The sequence below is a fragment of the Candidatus Chlorohelix allophototropha genome (assembly GCF_030389965.1).
GTDB classification, from domain to species: Bacteria; Chloroflexota; Chloroflexia; order Chloroheliales; family Chloroheliaceae; genus Chlorohelix; species Chlorohelix allophototropha.
The window spans coordinates 760345-785809 of record NZ_CP128400.1; the positions used below are offsets into that span (position 1 = coordinate 760345).

Here is a 25465-nt window from a genome sequence, read left to right on the forward strand (position 1 = left end):
TGAGATACTTATAATACTAAGATTAAACTCACTGCCTCAGGAGACCTATAATGAGTGATATTACCTTGCCGGTTGAAACAGATCCCTATGACTCAGCCGAGCATGAGTTGCCCATGGAATTGTTTACCGATTTTTATCGCATCACCGGCTCGCTTTTCACAGCAGTAAACCGCACCAATGGCGTTTTAAATGATAGCGAACCGCAATTGGTATTACATAAAGTGATTACCACTAGCTTAATTCGCAGTATAGATTCAGGAATAGAAAGCCGCTATGCTAGAATTGATAAAAATTCAATCAAACTGGCTGTACCAAACGAAGAAGCGGAAAATGAACGGTTAGCCGGTCGCCCGCGCGCTTCTGGTTTTTCACTATTGCGGCGTGTACTAATGGGGATGGGGAATTTTGAAATAAGCGGCAATTTGCATCTTGAGCAAGAAATCGAAATCAAATCGCTATTGCTGCACCGTACTGACAGTTTTATTGGCGTAACGGATGCCAGTATTATTTATCTACCTAATCCAAGCCGGAAATTTACTACCAGCACGGTGCTAATCAACAAAAACCATGTCGAATTTGTATGTTCGGGAGCTTATTAAACCAAAGGGAGCAGGCTAGTTTTACGCCCAAGATGCACGTCAAAGAAACTTACTATCCTTTTGGTATAAATATCTCGATCAATCTGCAATGCTGCAATATGCCCCGAACCTTCAACAATCCACAATTCTTTTGGTCCGGTATAGGCGCTATATAAAGTAACAGCTTCCGACACCGGAATAGCCGGGTCGTTATCGGTGTGGATAAAAAGTATCGGTATTTTGCGATTTTCCGTTGACAGCTTACGAAGCGACTCAACCGGATGAATACGACGCAATACCGTTCGTGAAAACACCCTGCTTGCCAGAACCGTAGTCGGTTTGAAAGGGAAACGAGGAAGTCGATAGAAATACTTGAAGCTGCTTTTCAAAACAGCGTCTAGAGAAGCAAAGGCGCTATCGGTTATCACCGCTTTAATATCGGGAGAAATGGCGGTAGTCATTAGGGCAGTTGCGCCGCCCATTGAAAAACCATAAACCCCTATCCGGGTGGCATCTACATCTGCACGAGTTTTTACATACGAAATTGCGCCTAGTAGGTCGCGCACTTCATAATAACCTACTGAGGTGGTATGCCCACCACTAGCGCCGCAGCCCCTGAAATCAAAGATAAGCGCGTTAAATCCGGCTGCTTGCATGGTAAGCGCCGGTTCATGGACATCAATTGCAGCGCCATGAAAGCCATGCAGGATTATTATTGTTGCGCCATTAGGATGGAAACCGGGGTAAAAATAGCCCTTTAGAGTTAAACCATCAACACTTTTAAAGTCCACTTTTTCGGGCGGAAGGGGGGCGACAAGTTTATCGTTAACACGGCGGCGAGGTCTGACAGCTTTATAGCCCACAAAAGCCGATATCGTAGTAACAAGCGCGGTAGCGCCACCGCCTGCCACTGAGATAGCCTTTACCGCTGTTCTCAGGCGTTGACGATTCCGCTCATAGGTATCTATATATTCAAAAGATTTGTTAAAGTTTGTGGCTCGCATAGCACCACACCTCCATACATCGGCGCCATTGCCGATCTATTTATATATCGTAGCTAATTACAAGTATTATATAAACGCAAAAGGGACAAGCATTTTCATGCCAAGTCCCTGTTTCAAATTCAATACAATTATTATAGCCGGATTAATCTTATTTGAGAAGGGCTCTTCGCAAAAGATTTAAAGAAAACACAGCGGCAAGTCTTTTTACTTCCGATGGCTTTGTACGGTAGTTTAGTTCACTGCTCTCAAGGTGTCCATCCAAATCTACTGCCATAATAATTTGCCCGGCAGGCTTGCCTTCAAACTCACCATGACCCGGTGAAACACAAATAGCCAAGCCCGCCTCTGCGCCAGTTTGGCGGCGCGCGGCAGTTGCCATTACCTCTGCCACCTCTCGGCTCATAATTCCATATTTTTCGAGCATATTGCTATCTACGCCCCAACCCGCCAGCATTGAGCGCTGTTGGCTGACCAGTCCACCTCTCAAAAAATTAATGCTGTTTGGGGCTTCTGATAACAAAGCCGCTACCATACCACCGGTTCCCACCTCCATTATACCGAGGGTCAAATTTCGATCGGTTAGCATCGTCCCCACCACACCCTCGATTGTTTCATCATCGTCACCGTAGATCAAAGTACCGAGAATTGTGCGAGCTTTTATCTCCATTTCGAAAATTAAATCACGAGCAGTTGTTTCATCGGCAGACTTTGCGGTTATACGTAAATGGACTCCATCCGGTTTGGCATAAGTAGCCATAGTGGGGTTGTTGGAGGTAATCAGGTCTTTTACCATTTCCTCAACCGCCGACTCGCCTTTACCGAGTATTTTTAGAGTACGGCTGAGAATAACACCCGGTGGAAACAAAGGTTTAAGCCGTGGTACCACTTGATTTTCCCACATCTGTTTCATTTCATGCGGCACACCGGGCATAGCCACGATGATATGCCCGTCTTTGCTAACCCACCAACCCGGCGCTGTACCTATCGGATTATCAAGAAATTCGGCTGAAGGAATCAGTGCAGCCTGTTTGATATTCTTTTCGGGCATTATAATGTTACGTAGAGAAAAATATTCCCGCAATGCGTTTGCTATAGGCTCTTGTACAATCATTTTTTCTTCAAGCAAATCACCGATCGCCTCACGAGTAAGGTCATCATCTGTTGGACCTAAGCCTCCAGAACAGATTATTAACTCGGAGCGATTCCACGCACGCTGAAGTGTTTCCACCAAGCGTCCCCGGTTATCACCTACCTGAGAGATAAAGTATAAATCTATGCCATGTCCGGATAGTTCGCCTGCTAACCATTGAGCGTTGGTATCAACGATTTGTCCAAGCAATAACTCGGTACCGATTGAAAGGATTTCAGCTTTCATTTTCTGTTACCCGGCTCTTCCTTTTGAGTAGAGGCGCAAGAGGATATGAAACGAGAACCGTTTACTCAGGCGCTGTTATTTAAATCGGAATCTAGTGCTAATTCAGTTCTATTTTACCAATATTCTAGCCACTTCGCTGAATATTTCAAATTGAAAACTTTGCGGTTCAAGAAACAGCCGAATTCCAGCTTTGTTCCAGTAGCGAGGCGTAACAACGCCTTAGCTTATTATGATAGTTTTGAAAAAGCCGAACTTAGTGCTGGCATGGTTACCAAGAACCATGCCAAGGGAATTTGGAAATAAACAAGCTTTGTTATTCAGGATCGGCTAGGACTGCTCCGGTGCTAGCAGAGGTAACCATTGCCGCATAGCGACGTAGCCAGGCACTTTTCACCTGTTTCTTGAACGGTTTTACTTCTTTTAGACGCTGCTCAAGCTGTTCTGAGGTAAGCATTACCTCCAGTTTTCGCTCTATTAGATCAATATTGATAATATCTCCGTCTTGCAATGCGGCAATAGGGCCACCTGCGGCAGCCTCTGGCGAGACATGACCGATGCAAGCGCCACGAGTCCCACCAGAGAAACGTCCATCAGTTACTAAAGCCACTTTTTCACCGAGACCCATTCCCATAATATTAGCAGTAGGAGCTAGCATTTCTTGCATGCCCGGTCCGCCCCGTGGACCTTCATACCGGATAACTACAACCTCGCCCGGCTGTACCGCCCCGTTAAGAATTCCAGCACAGGCATCTTCCTGAGAGTTATAGATACGAGCCGGACCGCGGTGTCGTAACATGGAGGGAGCGACCGCTGCTACCTTAATAACTGCGCCATCAGGTGCTAAGTTACCGAAAAGTACTGCCAAACCCCCGCGTTCGCTATAGGGATTCTCCAAAGTACGAATTACTTCAGTATCTTTAATCTCAGCCTCAGCTATATTTTCACCTAGGGTTTTAAGGGTTACAGTAGGTCGATCTAGGTTTAAAGTGCCCGGTTTGCGGGAAAGTTCCTTTAGAATAGCGCTTATGCCACCTGCCCGGTCAACGTCCTCAATGTGCCATTGCCCGGCAGGGCTTACTTTACACAAATGTGGGGTACGTTCTGCAATCTGATTAATACGTTCCAACGAATAATCTATTTCAGCTTCGTGTGCCAGCGCCAAAGTATGTAAAACGGTGTTGCTTGAACCACCCATCGCCATATCGAGCGCAAAGGCATTATCAAGACTGTCTGGATTAACAATCTGGCGAGGAGTCAGGTTTGCCTTAACTAACCCAACAATCGCATGACCCGCTTCTCGAGCAAGTTCCCGGCGTTGCTCGGATGTAGCAAGCCGCGTACCATTTCCCGGTAAAGCCATACCTAGCGCTTCTAGCAAGCAGTTCATGGAATTTGCTGTAAACATCCCAGAACAAGAGCCACAGGAAGGGCAACCTTTCATTTCCAGTTCCAGAAGTTGGCTTTCATCAATTTTGCCGGTTTGGTAAGCTCCAACTCCTTCAAAAATGTTGATAAGGTCAACACTGCGCCCATCTGCCAGTTTTCCTGCTGCCATAGCGCCACCACTTACAAAAATAGTGGGAATATCGAGCCTCATTGCCGCCATCAACATACCGGGAACAACTTTGTCGCAATTAGGGATACAAACCATACCATCCAAGCGGTGAGCTTCCACCACCGTTTCTACACAATCGGCTATAAGTTCACGGCTGGGCAGGGAGTATTTCATCCCGAGGTGTCCCATAGCAATACCATCGTCAACAGCAATAGTATTAAACTCAAAAGGGACACCACCGGCAGCACGAATAGCATCTTTGACAACTTTGCCAAATTCTTGCAAGTGGACATGTCCGGGAACGATATCGATATATGAATTACAAACGGCAATAAATGGCTTATTGAAATCGTTCTCGCCTACCACTCCGGTTGCCCGTAACAGTCCCCGGTGTGGGGCGCGTTCAAAGCCAATTTTGATTAAATCTGAGCGCATTGTACCTTCCTTTGTTTTAACTTTGTCCGACTCTTCATTTATACCTGCTTCAACAAGAACTCAACTCGTTTTCGATCTAACGGAATAGCTTGGGATTAGATTTTCAGAGGTAGCTATGCCTAGTCTAATTTCCCCGACACTTGGCTTGTATAGCACTGCTTTTTTCTCAACTGCCACCCATCCGGTAAAACTAAGCCCTTCGCATTCATCCATTTAGCGATAGTTGGTGGCTCGGCTGACGTTAAGCTCGACAATTTGAGCGGTTTGTTGCCAAAAGACACCAGCCTGCCTTGCCGTTACTAACTTTAATTTACTTTATATCTTTTTAGGTTTGTTCTCAACTTATAGCGTTTTTTTCCATACTCAAATTATTGGCACTTTTACTTTGACAGTTCTTTTTTAGAGGGCTTCATTGCGCTTTATTGTAGCAGCATAACCTTTCTCAGTCCACACCGCTTGCCTTAATTCTGGGCAACTATTTATGTATTTAGGTTTATCGTAAAATTCTGTTTGGGGCTACGTTATTTGCGATTTTACGTTACTAACTGCCAACTCATGAGAAATTTCACATAAATTTTCAATTGAAACCTAATTTGTGTTTTGTATTCTGGTATTACCGGAAGATAATCCGGATACCGAAAATAAAGATTTTAGAAAAGGCGTAGAAAATAATGAAGTCAATAGAAAACAAACCCTTGGTAGAAATTGTAATACCGGTATACAACGAAGAAGCAGCATTGGAAAAAAGCGTAAAACAATTGCATCAATTCTTGAAACAAGATTTTCCTTATAGTTGGCAAATAACAATAGCCGACAATGCTAGTAAAGATCGTACTTGGGAAATTGCCCGACAACTGACCGTTGCCATGCCGGAAGTAAAAGCAATACATCTTGATCAGAAAGGGCGTGGGCGGGCTTTGCGACAAGCGTGGAATAACAGCGAGGCTGAAGTAGTAGCCTATATGGATGTGGATCTCTCTACCGGGCTGGAAGCTTTCTTGCCGCTGGTTACGCCACTGGTAGAAGGGCGAAATTCAATCGCAATCGGTTCGCGACTGGCGCGAGGGGCTAAGGTAACGCGCCAATGGAAAAGAGAGCTTATCTCCCGCTGCTACAATCTGATGATAAAAACGGTGTTCCTGAATCATTTCAGCGATGCCCAATGCGGTTTTAAAGCAATTACTACTAAAACAGCCCGTCAACTTTTGCCTTTGGTTGAGAATAATGAATGGTTCTTTGATACAGAGACGCTGTTATTGGCGGAACATAACGGAATGGTAATACATGAAGTAGCCGTTACTTGGGTGGAAGACCTTGATAGTCGGGTACATATAACCAAAACTGTCAAGGAAGATTTAAAGGGTTTATGGCGTATGCGCAAATCCTTCTGGAGTGGCAAAGGGCATCTCGCTGAGGCAAAGGAAATCAATCCGAAAATAACCGATTCGCTAAATCGGGCGGCTTAGGGCTAGGGAGAGTGAAATCATGTTGGGTACGCGGAATAGAAACTTGATAGTCATACCAAGATGGCAAAATGAGGCGGGGCGTTTCTTACGGTTTCTGGCAGTTGGCTTAAGCGGAACTCTACTAGATTTTGCCATTCTGAGCGTACTAAAAACTTGGTTTGGCTGGTTTACTCTAGTAGCCAATTTGGTTTCTTACTCCTGTGGAATCCTTAATAACTATCTCCTTTCTCGCTATTGGGTCTATCCAGAGGCGAGAAAGGAAGGCAGTTTACAACAGGGAGTTAGGTTTATTCTAATCAGTCTGGTCGGGCTATTACTCAATAATCTGTTGGTATTCGCTTTAGAAGCGCCTGCCGGGTGGTTACTGGCTAATTCACATTACGGTTATATACCGGCAAAAATAATTGCAACCGGAGTGGTATTGTTATGGAACTTTTTCGCCAATCGCTTTTGGACTTTCAGCAAAGTTCCCAACTCTTGATGTTCCTCTGAAAAATAGGGTAGTAGTTAGTTTAGGCTTTTAGGTAGGCTTAAACTAACTAAGTTCTTGACCAAGCCTCAGCGGTTTTTCATCAATTCTTTTTTCCTCTCAATTTCCTTTCTTGCCTCAACCTTGACAATGTAAATCCTTTTTGAGCGCACGCTATGCTAAAATGAGAGTGATGGAATGGTGGATATTAAGCAAAGCTTTAAATGACATCTCGCGCCGCAAAATCCGCTCGGCTCTAACGATATTAGGTATATTCGTGGGAGTGGCGGGTATTGTGGCAATAGTGGCAACTGCTACAAACCTGACCGAGGCGCAACGCTATAACGTAGCAAATAGCAGTCAGGCAGATTTGCGCTGGATTGTCTCGAATAACCCACCCACTTTAAAACCTCTTCTTGAACAACTTCCCAATGTAGCGGCAGTGGAACGGCGGGGCGTATATTCCACCAAATTTCGCGGTGATGAACAATGGCGGGATATAGATTTTTATGCCTACGAAGATTATTCCAATATTCAGGTAAACCAAATTGATTTTGTAGAAGGTCGTCCGCCGGGCAGTGGTGAAATTGCCTTTGAAATCAGCACTCGTAGTCTTTTGCCTGCGCTTAAAATTGGCGATTTTATTATTTATCGGGGCGGTTCGGATAATCGTGAACACCAGTTGATGGTTAGTGGCTTCGCCCGTTCGCCTGCCTACCCCAACGCCAGTTTGCTCCAAACTGCCAGTGCCTTTGTTAACCAATCCGAAATGCAGCGTATGCTCGGCACAAAGGGATTTAACGAGATTCTAGTGCGCCTGAACGATTTTGCGGGCAAGGATGAAACGAGAAGACAAATAGAAGATAGTTTTAAAAAGCGGAATCTCCAGTTTGGCAGTTTTGTCGCCCGCGACCCTGAGACTTATCTGGGCAAGAATGAATTGGATATTCTTCTAACCTTATTGCTGGTTTTTTCTGTACTCGGACTGGTAATTAGCGGCTTTTTGGTGGCGAATACCCTCTCGGCGATTGTGACCGAGCAGATGGGTGAAATCGGTGCGTTAAAGGCTATAGGCGCTAGTTCGAGGCAGATTTTACAGCTATATCTGATAGAAGGGTTACTTTATGGGCTAGCAGGTACAATTTTAGGGGTTTTAGCCGGATTTGCTGGCGGGAAAATCTTGTTGGAGTTTTTGGGCAACATGCTCAATTTTCAGGTAGAAGGCTTCTTATTCCAATGGAATGCTTTAGTGCTAGGATTTGTAGTCGGCATCTTGGTTTCGGTTGTGGCAACGCTGCTTCCGGCTTGGCGCGGTACTACAATTCCCGTGCGAGAAGCTTTGGATAGCTATGGTATCAGCAATAGCTTTGGCAAAAGTTGGGTCGATCGTTTGCTGACTCGTCTGCGAATATTTCCGCCGCTGGTAGCGATGGCGCTACGCAACCTGACTCGCCGGAAAGCTCGAAATCTGGTAACTTTCGGCGTTATTAGCCTTAGCTGTGCCGCTTTTCTGGCTTCCCAGAGTACCAGCGCTTCAGTTGATAAAACCGCCGAAAGTTTCTACCGACTATATCTAACCGATGCTTGGGTTTCCTTTGATACAGGACGGCTTGGCAACCAGTTTGCTGCTTCATTGAGAACAGTTGAGGGTGTAGAATTGGCAGAACCCTGGTCAAAATCCAGAGGCATTATCAGCGCCAGTAGCACCGATGTTTTCGGAGTATTGCCCGATACTCAGATTTATCGAAAAAGCATCCTGTCAGGACGCTGGTTTAATAACGGCGAAAATGGGGTAGTAGCTATCTCAAATGTGCTGGCTGCTGCCAAAAATATAAAACTCAACGACATTATTCAGCTTGAGATCAACCGTAAATTGTATCGCTATAACGTTATCGGGATTCTGGATGACAGCACTCGCTACCTCACCAGTAATGCACTTGGAAAGGTATTTATGCCTTTGGATGAAGCAGAGAGAGTGATGGGGCATCAGGCTCAGGCAGATTATTTCACCATAACTACTACCCAGAAAGACCCGGCTTTTGTCGATCAAACTCTGAGAACTATTGAGCAACGTTTCCGCACACTTCAGCCCACCACTATAACCGCTTATAGCGATCGCCAGATTATCGAGCAAATCAGCCAATCGCTAAAATTATTGTTGTATGCGATGGTGGTATTAATCGCTTTGGTAGGGACATTGGGGGTGGTAAATACTATTACCCTGAATGTGCTAGAGCGAAGGCGAGAAATTGGCGTTTTGCGTAGCTTGGGCGCGTCAGACCGAAGCATGGTGCAACTATTTCTTACCGAGGGGTTATTCTTGGGGGTTCTTGGCTTTTTTGCAGGGGCGCTTCTTGGCTATCCGCTGGCACGTCTTATTGTGAACCTTATTTCGCAAGCGACTTTTCCGATTGAGTTTTTGTTTGATTGGCAAATAGTGCTGTTCACCTTTATATTTGCCTTGGTACTTTCTGGTTCTGCCAGCCTGATTCCTGCGCTTGGAGCAGCGCGAGTTAAAACGGGCGTTATTCTTAGATACGGTTAAAACCCTATCTTCAACTCAGAATAACTCAAGTAATCCAACACAAGCCGTTTTTGAACACAAGTAGATAGCTTTACATAAATCGGGTATTACTAAATGAACTTACTTGAAAAAACAGAAATACAACAACTGTTAGTTGGGCATTCTCCGCAGAATCGCAAAAGGCGAGAGGATGCTTTGCTCATTATGAGTGCGGCTTTGGCTGCGGTGGATCCAGCGCGAGCGGTTTTGAACAAGCTGGCTTATAACCCGGATTCGGCTGTTCTAACCATCGAAGGGTTTGCCTATGACCTCAACTACTATAAAAGAGTATTTGTGATTGGCGCTGGTAAAGCTGCTGCGCCTATGGCAGGGGCAGTAGCGCATATTCTAGGAGAGCGAGTTACAGCCGGGGCAATCAATGTAAAGTATGCTCATTTGGGGGGTGCGCCCGAAAATAGCAATATTGTGATTACCGAAGCGGGACATCCGATTCTCGATATGAATGGGGTGGTTGGCACAAGACGAATCGCGGAGCTTTTGAAAGATACTACTCCCGAAGATTTGGTTATTGCGGTGATGAGCGGCGGCGGTTCTGCCTTGTTAGAGCTACCCGTTGAGGGCGTGACGCTGGAGGATATGCAAGCTCTTACCGCGCAACTGCTAAAGGCTGGCGCGACAATCAACCAACTAAATACAATTCGCAAGCATCTTTCACAGGTGAAGGGCGGCAATCTGGCGCGGATGGCTTACCCTGCCACGTTGGTAAGCCTGATTTTGTCCGATGTAGTGGGAAGCCCGTTAGATGTAATCGCCAGTGGGGCTACTGTGCCGGACACTTCCACTTTTGCTCAGGCTTGGCTTGCGCTAGAGCAATTTGGCTTGACGACACCGGACAAAGTTCCCGCGCAAATCTTAAAGCATTTACAGTTAGGGGTTAATGGCGAGATTCCCGAAACGCCAAAGCCCGCCGACCCACTTTTCGCGAACACCCGAAATATCATAGTAGGGGATAATCGGGTAGCAGCGTTGGCAGCCGCCCAAAGAGCCGACGAACTCGGCTACAACACGCTGCTCCTTTCTACCTTTGTGGAGGGGGAAGCGCGAGAAGTAGCGCGAGTGTTGGCAGGCATTGCTAAAGAAATTGCCACTTATGATTCGCCTATCCCAAAACCTGCTTGCCTGTTGGCAGGCGGCGAAACAACCGTTACAATAAAAGGGGATGGTAAAGGCGGACGTAATCAGGAATTGGCATTAGCCGCCGCGCTGGCTTTGAATGGTTTGGAGAACGTATTATGTTTGCCGCTTGCCACCGATGGCTCTGACGGACCTACTGATGCTGCCGGTGCATTGGTTGATGGAAATAGTGTTAGCAAGGCACATGCTATCGGACTCGATGCTCTTACCTATCTTACACATAATGACTCATATCATTTTTTCCAACGAAGCACAGAACTACTCAAAACTGGTCCCACCAATACCAATGTAAATGATTTAACCCTGTTTCTGGTCTGGTGATTCGTCCTTCCTTGTACTTATGAGGTCACTTAGAGATGGGTAAAGTTATTCAGGCAGTAGTTTTGATGAAGCAGGGAGGGAAAAATGGGTAATACTCATATCAGATTAAACCGTGCTACTCGTGAGTGGGTGATTTATGCACCCAGCCGCCGCATACGTCCGCAAGAATTTCGGAACGGACATGAGCCTATCATAATTGAACCACCCTATGCGGCTGATTGTTCCTTCTGCAAATTTGATGATGCCAAGGATGAAGTTATCTTATTTGAAATAAAAAACGCTGACGGCGATAGTTGGCTCACACGGGTTGTACAAAATAAGTATCCGGCGCTATCGCCCGACCAGAAACCCACCCGCTCTTTATCGGGCATATATCTGGAACTACCCGGCTATGGTCATCACGAAGTAGTAATTGAAAGCCCTGAACATAATCTTAACCCGGCTATGATGTCTCTTGAAAGGGTTAACGCTATTGTAGAAACCTATCGGCAACGTTACCTAGAATTGATGAAGATCAGGGACAATCTCTTTATAATAATTTTTCGCAATCATGGGAAAACAGCCGGAGCTTCGATGCAACACCCTCATTCTCAAATAATCGCTACTCCCATAGTGCCTCGCCATTATCGCTGGCGCGAGGATGAGGCGCAACGCTATTTTGATGAGTGGGGTAGATGTGCTTATTGCGACACGATGGAGTTTGAGGTAGAAGACCGTAAGCGTGTAGTAGGTGAAAATGAGCATTTTCTGGCATTTGTGCCTTTTGCGGCGGAAGTTCCCTTTGAAATTTGGATAATGCCGAAAGAGCATCGTTCCGATTTTGGCACAATTTCACCGAAAGAGGTTACTGCTTTTGCTGCCTTACTTCATGAAGTGCTGGCGAAGCTCTATACTAAGCTAAACAATCCGAATTATAATTACGCCATAATGTCAGCCGCTCGTTACAAAAGCGGTGAACCTCAATTGCACTGGTATTGCCAGATAAGCCCGCGCCTTACCATTCCGGCGGGCTTTGAAATGGGTTCGGGCATCAGCATTAACCCTTCACTACCGGAAGCAGATGCGAATTTCTTGAACGATTTAGGGGAAGCGTAAGACATAACTAGGGTTTTCAGGTGTAAGGATTGGAACAAGGGGCTTAAGCCCCTTGTCTTTATGCGAGGCTTTAGCCGATAGCGTTGAACTTACCCGCTTCTGGTCGGTAGCGTTTAAAGCTTATGGGAAGTTGCAGACCCGCCATTTTCAGAGCTTGCAAGCGATTTAGATAGGCTGCGCCGGTGAGCAGGTGCATACCAACGTCAACAGCCTTGCGGTTTTGCGGTTGTTCCAGATAGGTGCCGCGTACCCAATCGTTGAATGCGCCCATTGCAGGTCCACACCAGATTTGGTAATCCATCTCACGCCCCTTTTCGCCGGTGTTAGACCAGCGCGAGGATAATCCCAGATACCAGCGGAAGATAAGACCCATTTTCCGTTTGGGGTTCTCTTGCGCTTTGGCAAGTTGTTCAGGGTCACGTTCTTGGAAGAATTTAACGGTTTCCTCCCAAACTTCATTTGCGCTCTTGCGGAAATATTGTTTTTCTACCACCGAAAGTTCGGCAGCGGGAATCTGCTCGATTGAGTCATAGGCGCGGTACAAATCATAGAGTTTTTGGGAACGCAACGGGAAAAGCGTGCCGCGTTTGAGCAACTGCACCTTTACGCCCATTTCAAACATATCGGCGGAAGGAGCCATCATTACATCCGGCATTTCAGCTTGCGCCAACAGCTTTTTGGTATGTTCAGATGTTCCGGCTTCCACACACGCGCTGTTTGCCGAGCCTGTTACCACATAATCTGCGCCCATCATGAAGGCTGCCAACGTTGCGGCGGGCGTTCCGATACCACCGGCTGCACCTACGCCCACCGGGCGCGCATAACCGTATTTATCCTGAATCTCATCGCGCAAATCCATCAAGGAGGGCAGTAAGCAAACCAGTGGTCTATTATCGGTGTGACCACCCGAATCCGCTTCTACCGTGATATAGTCAGCCCCCGGCACTTTTGCAGCCAGTGCTGCTTGCTCGGTAGTAAGCTGTCCTGCCTCAACCAAATCGCGCAAAATCCTTTCAGGTGCAGGCTGCATAAACTTGGCGGCAACCTCACGGCGCGAAAGCTTGGCGATTACTCGGTTTTTGATTTGAATGTTTCCGGCTGCATCTTGGCTTAACCCGGCTGCCCGGTAGCGTACAATATGCGGAGTTAAATCAAGGAAAGCGGAGGCTTCTACAATACCGACTCCATATTGGAGATATAATTCAACCGCCCGGCGTTCAATTGATTCCTCGCTTGGGCTGTGAATTAGGTTGAAGGCGTAGGGTTCGGTGGGTAATTCAGCCTGAATACGCTTTATGGCAGCTTCAATCCGCGCAGGACTTAGCCCTGCCGCCCCAAATGAGCCAAGCATTCCGGCTTTGCCAAGCGCAATAACAAGCTCTTCCGAAGAAATCCCTTGTGCCATCGAGCCGCCCACATAAGCATAGGTTAGCCCGAATAGTTCGTTAAATTCGGGATTGCCCCAACTACGCGCAGGTTGTGGCGGTACTGCTACCAGCAACTCAATTCCGTTGCTGCCGTCTGTAGTCAATTCTCCCTCATTGCTAAAACCGATGCGATTATCCACCCGCACCGCAAAGCATGGGCGTTCCAACTGCAAGAGACAAGCCCGGATGCCTTCTTCATCAAATACAATCGAACTTACAGGTCCTGTCCAGAACTTGTTAATTTCAACTGAACTTGACATAAAACTGAGGCTATTATCTGCCTTCAACATTCCTCTTCTCCTTAAATCACGCCTCAATAATATTGAGCGCTAGCTGCTTTATCTCGTATATACGCAGTTTATCTTTCCAAAGGCTGGCATCAGCGGTAATAGTAACTTGACCCTGATTTTCTACAATCCCGGTGATGTGAACTTCAAGTCTCAAAAGCTCGTTTTGAGGTCCAAGTTGCCCTCTATATTTCCACGTAGTATTGCTACCGGGGACGAGCGTAAAGCGTGGGGCGCGGAAACCAGCCCCCAGATTTTGTTGCAGGGCGTAGGCTTGCATTGCTTCGAGAATAGCTTCAACCCCTAAAGAACCGGGCATAACCGGGTCTTGGTAGAAATGGCAGGTATAAAACCAATCCGCCGGGTTGATCTTGCGATTGGCGAAAATATAACCTTTGCCATGTTTGCCGCCATTCGACACAATTTTAATTTCGTCCAGAAAGTCCAGTTGTCCACCGGAGAGCCTGAAGTTGGGCTTGCTGGCGTTGCCGATGAACCATTCTGGCTGTGTTCGCAAATCCAACACGGTGGCGGGTTGTTGGTTGAGCCACGGGAACACTTCTTTGCCACCGTCCAACCCCACCTGATTCGCCATTACCTCGCGGCTGAAGAAGCCAAAAGCCGATTCGCCCCGATAATAGGTTTGCCCGTCGCAGCTTGACTCAAAGCGGAAACGCTGAATAATAGTGCCATCAAAGGCGGAGGTTGCCAAAAGAGTGGCGTGAGTGGTAACGGTTTTACCGCGCACATCCAGATTTTGAACCAATTCCGCCGTACCGTCCAGATTGCGGAAGTAGAGGTCGGTATCTGGGAACATTAACGCGCTGCCCTTGTAGGCAGACAAGAACCCGCAAGGCTGCAAGGCAATTTCCATCACCACGCAATAAGGTATATAGGGCGCGGCGTTCTGTTGGTAGAACCACGGCGCATCCGGCACATCGTATTCCACCGTGATGGAAGAAGGGTTGTCAAAATCCTTCTTTTCACCCGTTATTTCGGTAACGCGGCTCATGAATTTCAAATCGCCGTTGGGGATGCGCGATAATCGCCGACCTTCGTAAATATTATATTCCGCCCCAAAGCATTTTGCGGCTGAACCGGTGGCAAATTCTTCGATTTTGGTTTCATCGAATAAGGCAGGGCGCGTGATAGTGGCTACTGAAGCGCGGGGCTTCTCGACTACCGCGCTCAAAGTTCCGGCGTTGCGGGCATCCTGCAAAAGCTTGAGTTGCAGGCTAATCAATCCCCCAAGCTGTTCAAGCCCTTCTCGTCTTGAATTGAGCAAGGCACGCTGAGTTTCAGCAATGCTGGTATTATTTCTCGAAAGTCGGTCAAGCTGCTGATGCAAGTTATTCGTTTCCTGTTTTTGTTCGTAAAGGGGCGACAAATCTAAATCCACCAGATGGCTTACCAATTGTGCCAGTAATTTTAGTAGCGAGGTATGGTCGCTAGTACCTTTCTGGCTGATATTCAAACGGGCATGCTCTTTTTTGCCCAGAATCTTACCAATCCAGCGAGAACAGGTGCTACCGGGACCTAGTTCTACAAAAAGACGCGCCCCATCCTCATATACGCGCGAGACAAGACGCGGGAAATCTAGAGGATTGCAGACCATTCGCGCCACGCTTTGGGCAATCTCCGCGCTGTCCAATTTGACAGGCGCGTAATTGGCGGCGCTATAGAAAGTTACGCCCTCAACTTGCCGGGTCGGGTGCGAGTGCAGTTGCAACAATTCATTATACTCACTGGCTGTGGGTTCGCAATGTAGCACAAAACTGGAAGGACTTTTCAGGTTGTGCGCTTTTATCTTTGCAATAACTCGGCGGCAAGCTTCGCTATCTCCGGCAATCAACCCCTCTTCGGGTGTGTTGATATGGGTCAGATAAACCCGATTTTCGCCTTCTAAGCCGGCGCTAATCTTTTCCAGCGGTGTGAGCAGGTAATAATTGCTCCAGAAGGTATCATCTGTTCTGTCGCCCTTGATTTGCCATTGCTCGCGGATTGCGTCTTTAGGGCCTGTCAGGCGGGTTTGGAACAAAGGTGATTGGTGGAAAGCATCAAGTCCTTTATCGCCGCCAGTCCACACTCCCAACGCCCAGAACATGCTGGTTTCGCCCATGCTGTAGCCAAAAGCGGTTTGGGGGCGCACCTTGAAATAGTCGCGCATAATCATGGTGAACAGAATAGCGAAACTTGCGCCAGATTCAATCAGCGTTTGCGAATCGGCTTCAAGCTCTTTTTCCAGCGTCTCGATTTGAGCTTTGCCAAGCGTTTCGAGGCTGCGGGGATAGAGCTTCTTTTCGCCCAATGCCAGCCCCGGATTTGAGGTTAATGCCCCAAAGCTATCCTGTAAGCCCGGAAACAGGTGAAACAGGTTTTGCCCCAAACCATGAAATGAGTTAAATGCGCCGGGATATACAAAAGCAACCTTGCCCTTTTTGCCCAACGGGTTTGGCGTGCAATAGCTGCCGCGCGTGGTTTTCCATTCCTTGCCTTTAGCGAAGGATTTTTCCAGATTCTCTAGCGCGTTATCAAGGTCTGTTGTTAGCTCTTCGCGGTTCTGCCCCACCAATACCAGCGCGTAAGCGGCATTAGAATTTTGCCGATACTTCTGGAAGCATTGGCGCGCCAGATTTGCGAGGTTTGCGCTTGATGCCAGCAACGATTTAAGGGCTTGAAGTTGCCCCAATAAAGCCGACACATTCTCCCCCGCGAACGGGCAAAAATAGAGAGGAAGGCGGGTTAGATAGCGGTTTTGTGGAGCAGGGCGGTTAGCATCCGCCGAAAGTAGCACGAGATAGCTTTCCTGACCTTGTGTGCCGCTCAAAGCTGCTACGCGCCGCTTTACGCCACTTTCCAAAAACCATGGGCGCGATTCTTCCGCTCGATAGAAAGCTGGATTTGTCCAAGAATCGGTATCAGACGGGAAAGAAGGGTTGGCAGGAATATAGCGATGGTGAAGGCTTAAAGTAACTTTGATGAGTCCGAGCAGTTGTGCCAGCAATGAGGACGCACCGGGTAAGCTACCCAGTCCACAAGTGAACGCTCGTTCGGTTACGCCGAACGCTGCGTTCAATGCCACATTTGAACTTGCTTCGCTTCCGGCAGCTACTTCCAGATACTCGATTTGATTGGTCTGTATTCCAGCTGAATTACAAGCATCCCGGCAGGCTTGTGTGGTATTACCGGAATTCCCCCACCCTTCGATTTTGGCGTATTCCCGCGCATTGCTTTGCTCAATAACCAACGCGGCAGCGGCTTCCTTGCTGCTTGCTACCAGCACAACGGCTTGCGCCGCTCCGGTTTGAAGCAATTGGGAGGCTGTCTCAAGCGCTATTGAGAGGGTAGCAACATTGGAAATTGCCACGCTTGTAAAACCGGGAAGCGTTAGGGCTGTGTTACTCGCTGTCAAAAATAAAATGGAAATCTTGCTGGAAAGGGCTATTCCGCTTTGCGTCAAGGCTTGTTTTACAACTTGCCCTGCCAGAGGTGGATTGAGGGAGTCCGGGCTAATTGTGGGACATAGCCCGTCAAAAATAGCCCGGTCGAAATCGTCTAACTCTTTAAAATCCGGTAAGCTGGCTGCCAGCCCGGTTATGCCCAAATTAGTTGGTTGCACCAGTCGTCCCTGCTAACTCTGCCGGCACGAACAAGCTGTTCAGGCGCTGGCTAATGGTTACTTCCGCTCCGTTTATGCGAGTGTAAACTACACCATGCTCGTCAAAAGCCGTAACATTGGCAATCAAGCCCATTTCACTGCTGGTCTGAACTTGCATAGCGGCGTAATAAACTTTGTCAAAGGGTATTGTGCGGTACTGTTCCACATGCTGGATTGACAGCGGCAAACTTCCTGCTTGGTAGAAATGCCGCGCCCAGATTAGCATGCATTGCAATTGGACATCTACAGCATAGGGATTGAAGTTTTGTACCGGGAATTGTCCCTGCGTTTTTTCGGAAACGGCTGGCAAATAGCATTCTACCAGCATTGATTCGCGTTCCACGCTGAGAACGCGCCTAACCCCTTGAAAGGCTGGTCCGTGAAACAATGTTCCATCCCGATAGAGGTCAACGCCATTCAGCACCGAAGTTTGCGGTATCTTTATGCCTTCAACAATCGGCGGTTGCGGCAACTTGCGGCGCAAATCGCAACGCGCCCCATAATGGTACAGGCGTTTACCCTTTTCATTCACGCTCCAGATGGTAGCTTCGAATACCAGCTTGTCGTTACCCTCGCGCTCAATTTCCTTCAGTTCCAGCGTATAATCATTTACTTCGTCTGTCTCGAATACTAAACCCTTGAAAACCCGATTATTGATAGACGTATACATGGTGTAGCCGGGGAAAAGTTGCTCGCAGGCGTTTGCCACCCAATCGATAACGCAGATGGCAGGTAATACCGGGTTGCCGCCTATTCGGTGGTCAACTAAGAAGGGATTAGCTTTAGGGTCAAGCCGTCTCCGCAATTGGAACGTCTGGGGGGCAGTTGGCAAAGCTCTTTCTGGTTCAGGCAAAGGTGGTCCAACTACCACCAGTGTGCTACCGGGCGTATCAGTCTCCAGCGCATCCACCAGCCGTTGCGTACCGTCTTCCACCGGAATAACATGAATCCCTCGGCGAGCGTAAAACTCGCGCAATGCCGGAGTTACCATGCCACCATCCCAAGGTCCCCAGTTCAGTGAGATTACTCGGCACTCAGGTTGTTGCTTTTGTACCAGCAGCGCGGTTTTATTCAATACTTCGTTTGCCATTGAATAATCCGCTTGCCCGGCATTACCGAAAAATCCCGCCACCGATGAAAAAAGCACCAGTTCTGAGAGTTTGTTGGGCGGTAAGCACTCCAGTAAATTTATCAACCCACGCACTTTGGTGGTAAAGACGTTTTCAAAATCAGCCAATGTCTTGTTTTCGATTAATTTATCGGCAAGATTACCCGCTCCGTGAATTATGCCCGTGACTGCTCCGGTTATTTTCTGGGCTTTATCCAAGGCTTGTTTTAAAGTTTGGGAGTCGGTTATATCAACGCTCAAATATACCGCTTGCCCACCTTCTTCTTCAACCCGTCGTACCGTTTTTGAAATTTCACGGCGGGCTTGTAAAGCGTCAAGCCCTTTCTGAACCTTTACCGGAGTAGGTTTTTCGCCTTGCGCCGTCAGGTGTGCCGCAAACTTCTTTTTAAGTTCAGCTTCTTCAAAGCAGCCCCTCGCCCATTCTGGTTCTTCACCGGAGAGCGAGGTACGCCCTAAAAGTATGAATTTGCAGCGGAAATGGTGCGCTATTTGTACCACGCATTCGGCAGTTATGCCGCGCCCACCCCCGCTTACCGCAAATACTGAGTTCGTATCAACAGGCTTGAATTTACTCATCTTACCTTCTCATTTGCGGTTACCAGTTCCGAAACCAGCGTTACACGTCCTTCCGGCAAGTAACCTACTTCGCCCAACAAGCGGCTGGGGTCATGCAGTTCGTCCAAAAGGTGTCCAATCGCCTGAGTCTCATCTAACTTGGGTGAAAGGTCAATTGCTCGGCAATAAACCGTATCCCATTCCTGACGTAAGGTTTTAGCAAGCCCGAACAACCCGCCGCCAATCGCTCCAAAACCGTCTTCCTTGCTGGCTCCCAACGCGCCGTCTAGGTGCAATACGGTCAAGAAGCAAGCGCGTCCCTCGTGAGCAGCTTCGTTAAGAGGCGCTTTAAGGTATTTAGCCAGTAAGAATACGTGTTTTACCAACGCTTCTTCAATTTCTGAGAAGGGCAGCCCATCCGCTCGTGTAAGATTAGCGGTTGGGTTCAGATTGATAAAGCACCCAACCTTGCCATATTGGGCAGTTATCTGTTTCAGGGTTTGTTCCAGTACTTTTTCGCTCATATCTGCAAGCGGCACGTAGTGCGCCTGTGTGGGCAATTGGCTGGATTCGGCGATGATTGAACGTGGGAAACCGAGTACCACTACCTGCCAACCCTTCTTTAGCAACGCTTCTGCTAATCCGGCAGTTAGAGTTGTACCATCATCGGTCAACAGACAAATGTAGCGTTCGGATAGCCCAAACTCAAGATAATCCGGTAAGGGCAGCGATTTCAACCTGACTTCCGATAGCGGTGCGCCGTTTGGGATTATTTCTGAGGTCGGCGCTTCTATTACAGGTGCTACACCGTTCGTTGCGGGGGCAACCCCCACGCCCAATTTAGCGACAATCTGAGCGAGGGTGCGAAGTTCTGCCAGTTCGTCCTGCGCTACACGCGGGAGGTTGGGGAAGCGGTCTTGCATCGCGCCAAGGATTTCGACCCGTTTGATGGAGTCGATGCCGAGGTCGGCTTCCATATCCATCTCAAGTTCGAGCATATCGGTGGGATAGCCCGTTTTCTCGCTCACAATTTCGAGTAGCACAGGCACTAAGTTGCCCCCTGCGGCAGGCGCAGCCACAGTTTGAGTGGCGACTGGTACAGGTGCTGCCACCACTACCTGAGCTGGCGCAGTGGTAACAGGCGCAGCCGATATTCCCATTTTGGCGACAATCTGAGCGAGGGTGCGAAGCTCTGCCAGTTCGTCTTGAGGTACTCGCGGGAGGTTGGGGAAGCGATCTTGCATTGCGCCGAGGATTTCGACCCGTTTGATGGAGTCGATGCCGAGGTCGGCTTCCATATCCATCTCAAGTTCGAGCATATCGGTGGGATAGCCCGTTTTCTCGCTCACAATTTCGAGTAGCACAGGCACTAAGTTGCCCCCTGCGGCAGGCGCAGCCACAGTTTGAGTGGCGGCAGGCACAGGTGCAGCTACCACTACCTGAGCGGGCGCAGTGGTAACAGGCGCAGCCGATATTCCCATTTTGGCGACAATCTGAGCGAGGGTGCGAAGCTCTGCCAGTTCGTCTTGAGGTACTCGCGGGAGGTTGGGGAAGCGATCTTGCATCGCGCCAAGGATTTCGACCCGTTTGATGGAGTCGATGCCGAGGTCGGCTTCCATATCCATCTCAAGTTCGAGCATATCGGTGGGATAGCCCGTTTTCTCGCTCACTATCTCAACCAACGCTTTTACCAGCGTATCGTTTTGAGGCGCAGCCGGAGCCGCCGCTACCACCACCGTTGGCGCGATAGGTGCGGTTGTACCGTTTGTCGCTTTAACGGGAGCAGGTTTCGGAGCTTCTACACTTGCCGGGGCAACTGCTACCACTGGTGCGGGTTTGGCTACTACCGGCGCAGGTTGAGGCGCAACTGGGGCAGGTGCAGCTACCGCTTTTACGGGAGGTGAGCTATAAGTCACCGCTGGAGTAGGTGCGACCGCGTGAAACTCAATTTTGCTTTGTCCGGCAGTTGTCTCGAAAAAGTTCGAAGCAAATTCAGCTTGCTGGTTTAGATACTGACCATGTACGCGCAGGGTATCCGCTTGGTGGTCATGGAAGCGCATCATGTTGCGCTCAACGCTTTCCAGCACGCCCGGAGGTGTAGCGGGTTGCCCGCCCATCAACAACGACTGTTGCTGTTGCATAAGCTGGAAGAAAATCTTGGAATATTCAAGCTGGTTATTCAGATATTGCTCGTGAACATGCAAGGTTCCTGCTTGGAATTGGCTGAGTTGCGATATACTCTGCTCAAGTTGTTGGAAACCGTAGGCAGGCTCAGCCGCTACAGGCATTACCGTTTGCACTCCCGGTTCTGGTTGTGGGGTTGGTTGTGGCGCAACCTGACGTACCGCTTCCGGTTCGTACTGCACTGCCGGTTGCGGTTGATTAGTTGTTACTTTGGCAGTTCCATTTTTGGGAAGGCTGGTCATAGCACTACTTGTTTCCTTCTCGTAAACTGATACTTTGTAACCGTCTTGTAGCGACTTTTCAAAAGTCTGGCGAGTGGCGTTGCTAACATAATTAGTGCCGTTTAATTTGACACTAATCTTAGATTTGCGGTTCTTTAGTTTTGCTGTTGGTAACAGATATGGGTCAATATCCGTTATCGCTAAACCTGCAACCCGTAACTGTATGGCAGCCCGTCGGAATTGGGTATCGCTGTTCTTCTGGCGGCTGGAATTAAGAGCCACAGCTAAGTGCGGTTGATTGCCCAGAATGGTCTTGACCAGATTGGTCAGAATATCGCGGGGACCGATTTCGATAAATACATAACCACCAGCCGCATACAGGTTATTTATTTCCTGCTCGAACTGCACCGGTTTGAGCAAATGCTCTTCAAGGGCGGCGCGAATCTCAGCGGGATCATTGGAATGAGCTTGTCCGGTGGTGTTGGAGAAAATCGGAATTTGCGGGCTATTAAATGTTGCTGCCTTGATTGCGTTCGAGAAAGGTTTCTGAGCATGGGCTACCAGTTTGGTGTGGAAAGCTGCCGAAACCGGCAATGGTACTACGCTAAAGCCTTTTTCTTTTAACGCCGGAATAATATTGCTAATTTCCTGTTTTGCACCTGCCAGCACAAATTGGTTACTGGAATTGTAATTAGCAATAATAATTTCAGGGTAATTGGTGAGAAATTCCTGAATAGCAGCTTGTTTGCCGGAAACCGCCAACATTGACCCGCTATCAAAGCCCGGTTCACCGGCGGGCGCAGCCATTGCCTTGCCTCGCTCAATCACCAGTTTGTAATAATTCTCATCATCAAGTACGCCACCCGCCCACAATGCGGTTAGCTCACCAAAGCTATGACCAGCCACAAAATCGGGCTTGAACCCGGCTTGTTGCATCAGCTTGTAAAGGGCGCTACTTATAGCCCCAATCGCCGGTTGGGCATAATCGGTTTTTTGCAATGCTTGGGTGTTGGCAGCGTTATCCGTACCCGGTACAGGGTAAACCACTTCGGAGAGAAGCTTGCGTCCTTCTTGTAGATATAACGCATCCATATTGCTGAAAGCTTCACGCAAAGGCGGGAAATTTAAAGCTAATTCGCGTCCCATTTCAAGATATTGTGAGCCTTGACCGGAGAAAAGCGCGACAATTTTCTTATCCGTTCCCAACCCGCTGCGGCGATAGAAAATCCCTCGTGGATGTTCCCATGTTTCTTCCGCGCTTTTATTTTGCAATTGAACGGCAGCCAGTTTTAATAATTCAAGCGCTTCTGCCAATGATTCTGCAACAAAGCCGTACCTTACAGAGGTTTGAGGAATCTGTAAATTACGGGTTGAATCGACCAAAGCGTTATATTCGGCTTGACCTTCGTCAGATTCAAGGCGTTGTACTATTTCCAGAGTCCGCTTTAATAATTGCTCAGGCGTTGTGGCATCTACAATGACAGCCTGTGCGCCTCGTTGTAGGCGATAAGCCCCATTAAATTCCGGTTTGTATTCTTCCATTACCACGTGGAAATTGGTGCCGCCAAACCCGAATGCGCTAACTCCGGCGCGGCGGGGATGTGCGGAAGGCTCACGTAACCATGGGCGAGTCTCAGTATTCAGGTAAAAAGGCGAATCCTGAATATTGATACGCGGGTTAGGTTCGGTAATATTAATTGTTGGCGGAAGAATTTTATGATGCAATGCCAACGCAGTTTTGATGAGGCTGGCTGAACCGGCGGCGGCTTTGGTATGCCCAATCTGCGATTTTACGCTGCCTAGCGCAATATAATTGCGGCGGGGATTACCTTCTTCAAATACTTTATTGAGTGAGGTTACTTCGCACAAATCTCCGGCTACTGTTCCGGTTCCGTGTGCTTCCACCAAACCTATTTCGGTGGGTGCAAAGCCTGCATCTTTGTAGGCGCGATTTAAGGCTTTAACCTGTCCGTCTGAGCTTGGTGCATAGATGCTCTTGTAGCGTCCATCGCTGGATGAACCGATACCCTTGATGACGGCATATACTCTATCGCCGTCCCGCTCTGCATCTTCAAGCCGTTTCAAAACTAGCATTCCGATGCCTTCGCCCGCCATCATGCCATCTGATTCGGCATCAAAAGGACGTACATTTTCTTTGTGCGAGAAGGCAGGAGTTTTGCTGAAGCACATATAAGTCAGGATAGAATTATCAATATCTACCCCGCCGGTAATCATCATATCACTGCGGTACGAAGCTAATTCGTTCACTGCTACGTTAAGTGCGCTAAGTGAACTGGCGCAAGCGGCATCTACCACACAGTTCATGCCACCCAAGTCAAGTCGATTGGCGATTCGTCCTGCTACTACATTGCTCAAAAAGCCGGGGAAAGAGTTTTCTTCCCATTTGGCGTGACCTAGCTTTAATTTTTCTATGATGACTTCAACATCTTTATCAGGTAACCCAACACTTTTGAGAACCTTTTCCCACAACGGGTATTGCAAGCGGCTTACCAAAGGACGCATCAATTGCTGCCCGGTTACAACTCCAAGCACTACCCCGGTTTTATCACGCGCAAATTCCTGCCCTTCGCCATATCCGGCATCTTCTAAGGCATCTTTTGCTACCAGCAATGCCAGTAACTGAGACACATCGGTGGCTTCTAGCAGGTTAGGTGGGATACCAAATTCACTTGGGTCGAAATCAACATCTGGTATGAATCCCCCGCGTTTGCAATAGGATTTATCGGGCGTTTTGGGGTTAGGATCGTAATAATCCTCGATTTTCCAGCGGGTTGCCGGAACCTCAACAATACTGTCTATTTTGTTTAGAATATTATCCCAGTATTCTTGCAGGTTACGGGCTTGTGGGAATATGGAAGCCATTCCCACGATTGCAATTGGAGTACGGTGTAAGGGAGCGCCCGCTTTATCCGTTTCAGTAATTTGTTGTGACATCAGTTCTCCATAATTAACTAGGGTGACTGTGCTGGAACAATAACCAGCAGCCTCGTGACACCTTATTATGGGTGTATATTATTGTGTTAGTGCCTGAGAGAGTGAAAGCAGAAAACGCCTTGAACACTATTATATTTTAACAGGGTAAGACGCAAGTAGCAAAAATTCCAATACCATCACCCAAGCTTATCTGCCAGCTTTTCCCTAAATATTATTAGAAGCCGGTTAATTTAGCAGTAAAATCTGGTTGATAACAGGTAAAAATACCCGTTATGGTTCCTTCCACTTAAAGCATCGTAACGCCCAATCATTACCATCTACCGCTAATGCACCACAATAACCCTCATCCGGTTTTAGTTCGCATACTTTCCAGTATTGCAAATTAGGTGTGGGTGTCTTAATTGTAAAATATACCATATTTTGCGATGGTGCGGGTACGATTTCAACCTGATCTAATGGGAAAGTTAGCCCCTTTCCGCATGCTTTTAAATAAGCTTCCTTAATAGTCCATAATCGAAAAAAGTATTTTGGCTTTTCAGAAAGCGGTAATTCTTCCAGCAACCGTATCTCGGAAACAGAGAAAAAATTCCTTGCAATGCTCGAATACTCAATAGCTATATTTATCTGTTCAAGGTCAATCCCTAGCCTCATCTCTGTGCTGAAGGCAAGTAGCGCAAGTTCTCCAGAATGGGAAATATTGAATTCTACAGGTTTTTGATATGTAGTTTGCGAAAGGGCTGGTTTTCCATGAGCTAAGGTAGATAATTTAATTTTGGTTGGATTTTCGTTAAGATATTGCCCAAGCAAATGCCGTAACAGCCCACGTGCAATAATGAACCTCTCGCCGTCCTGAATTCTCCGATAGCGTTTAGCTCTTTCTATTTCTTCTGAGGTTAAATACTCATTGAATAGCGGTAACAGTAAACGGGCTTGTGTTAATTCGATTTTCCAAACCTGCACCTCGTTTTCCTGCAAGCTTGACACCACCGATGCAGGTTGCCAATCAGTTTCCGATTGGTTACTCATAAATTTC

General features: G+C 47.8%; 14 protein-coding genes. 6 read left to right on the top strand and 8 right to left on the bottom strand.

The genetic code is table 11. The features are described from left to right. Positions 1-50: 50 nt before the first annotated feature. Entirely contained in the window at positions 51-599 is a 549-nt protein-coding gene (locus OZ401_RS15970) for a DUF6812 domain-containing protein (protein ID WP_341471447.1), read from the top strand. Here OZ401_RS15970 and OZ401_RS15975 read toward each other — a convergent pair. The 3 genes from OZ401_RS15975 to ilvD form a co-directional block, all read right to left on the bottom strand. Beyond that, a complete protein-coding gene (locus tag OZ401_RS15975) occupies positions 596-1582 on the bottom strand; it encodes an alpha/beta hydrolase (protein ID WP_341471448.1) in 987 nt (328 codons plus the stop codon). The genes OZ401_RS15970 and OZ401_RS15975 overlap by 4 nt on opposite strands. A 148-nt stretch (positions 1583-1730) precedes the next feature. Further along, positions 1731-2957: a competence/damage-inducible protein A gene (locus tag OZ401_RS15980; protein WP_341471449.1), complete on the bottom strand. Its 1227-nt coding sequence runs from the start codon at positions 2955-2957 to the stop codon at positions 1731-1733. A gap of 313 nt (positions 2958-3270) precedes the next feature. Further along, positions 3271-4947, bottom strand: a complete 1677-nt coding sequence (gene ilvD / locus OZ401_RS15985; RefSeq protein ID WP_341471450.1) for a dihydroxy-acid dehydratase — start codon at positions 4945-4947, stop codon at positions 3271-3273. Between the two features lie 671 nt (positions 4948-5618). On the opposite strand from ilvD, the gene OZ401_RS15990 reads away from it, so the two are divergent. From OZ401_RS15990 to galT, 5 genes are all read left to right on the top strand, one after another. Next, positions 5619-6413 carry a dolichyl-phosphate beta-glucosyltransferase gene (locus OZ401_RS15990; RefSeq protein ID WP_341471451.1) on the top strand — a complete coding sequence of 265 codons (795 nt, stop codon included), beginning with the start codon at positions 5619-5621 and terminating at the stop codon, positions 6411-6413. A 19-nt stretch (positions 6414-6432) separates the two neighbouring features. Then, a complete protein-coding gene (locus OZ401_RS15995; RefSeq protein ID WP_341471452.1) occupies positions 6433-6894 on the top strand; it encodes a GtrA family protein in 462 nt (153 codons plus the stop codon). A gap of 151 nt (positions 6895-7045) precedes the next feature. Then, positions 7046-9427: an FtsX-like permease family protein gene (locus OZ401_RS16000; RefSeq protein WP_341471453.1), complete on the top strand. Its 2382-nt coding sequence runs from the start codon at positions 7046-7048 to the stop codon at positions 9425-9427. A gap of 93 nt (positions 9428-9520) precedes the next feature. After that, positions 9521-10921 (top strand): glycerate kinase type-2 family protein, encoded by a 1401-nt coding sequence (locus tag OZ401_RS16005; RefSeq protein ID WP_341471454.1) that lies wholly within the window; start codon positions 9521-9523, stop codon positions 10919-10921. Positions 10922-11005: 84 nt separating this feature from the next. Beyond that, positions 11006-12016 carry a galactose-1-phosphate uridylyltransferase gene (galT, locus tag OZ401_RS16010; RefSeq protein ID WP_341471455.1) on the top strand — a complete coding sequence of 337 codons (1011 nt, stop codon included), beginning with the start codon at positions 11006-11008 and terminating at the stop codon, positions 12014-12016. A gap of 70 nt (positions 12017-12086) precedes the next feature. On the opposite strand, the gene OZ401_RS16015 is transcribed toward galT, so the two are convergent. From OZ401_RS16015 to OZ401_RS16035, 5 genes are all read right to left on the bottom strand, one after another. Then, the gene (locus OZ401_RS16015; protein WP_341471456.1) at positions 12087-13733 is read right to left on the bottom strand and encodes a PfaD family polyunsaturated fatty acid/polyketide biosynthesis protein; all 1647 of its coding nucleotides are present in this window, start codon (positions 13731-13733) and stop codon (positions 12087-12089) included. Between the two features lie 16 nt (positions 13734-13749). After that, entirely contained in the window at positions 13750-17349 is a 3600-nt protein-coding gene (locus OZ401_RS16020) for a PfaB family protein (RefSeq protein WP_341471457.1), read from the bottom strand. Next, positions 17336-19093, bottom strand: coding sequence for an SDR family NAD(P)-dependent oxidoreductase (locus OZ401_RS16025; protein ID WP_341471458.1), 1758 nt, complete (start codon positions 19091-19093; stop codon positions 17336-17338). Before OZ401_RS16025 ends, OZ401_RS16020 begins: the two co-directional genes overlap by 14 nt. After that, complete coding sequence (locus OZ401_RS16030) at positions 19090-24432, bottom strand: beta-ketoacyl synthase N-terminal-like domain-containing protein (RefSeq protein WP_341471459.1); 5343 nt, start codon at positions 24430-24432, stop codon at positions 19090-19092. Before OZ401_RS16030 ends, OZ401_RS16025 begins: the two co-directional genes overlap by 4 nt. A gap of 270 nt (positions 24433-24702) precedes the next feature. Further along, positions 24703-25458 carry a 4'-phosphopantetheinyl transferase family protein gene (locus tag OZ401_RS16035; protein ID WP_341471460.1) on the bottom strand — a complete coding sequence of 252 codons (756 nt, stop codon included), beginning with the start codon at positions 25456-25458 and terminating at the stop codon, positions 24703-24705. Positions 25459-25465 lie beyond the last annotated feature (7 nt).